The following is a 350-nucleotide window of genomic DNA, read 5'->3' as shown; positions in this document are numbered from 1 at the left end:
CGACTTAGTAAAACTGATAAAACAGATAAATATGCTCAACTAAAAGAGTTTATTGTTAAAACATATCACGATTCAAACTCAACCTACGGTTATCGTCGAATCTGGAAAGAGTCTCTCAAGGTCGGATTCAAAAATTCTCCAGAAACAATTCGGCACTTAATGACCAAACTTAAATTAAAAGTAGTTATTTTTTCAAAACACACATCCGGTTACTGTTCCTATAGAGGTAACCTTGGAAAAATAGCTCCTAATACAATCAAACAGAAATTTACTGAGACAGAACCTTTAAAAGTATTACATACAGATGTAACTCAAATACGTTTGCGTAAAGACAAATGGGGCTATATATC

The 350-nt window shown here is 32.9% G+C and carries 1 protein-coding gene; it reads left to right on the top strand.

Annotated features, from left to right (window positions below; all coding sequences use genetic code 11):
• Nucleotides 1-350: IS3 family transposase (locus tag FC98_RS13920; protein WP_156637353.1), on the top strand; the 350-nt coding region annotated here is incomplete at both ends.

The sequence above is a fragment of the Lentilactobacillus kisonensis DSM 19906 = JCM 15041 genome (assembly GCF_001434135.1).
Classification (GTDB): domain Bacteria; phylum Bacillota; class Bacilli; order Lactobacillales; family Lactobacillaceae; genus Lentilactobacillus; species Lentilactobacillus kisonensis.
This window is presented reverse-complemented; position numbering and strand designations above follow the sequence as displayed.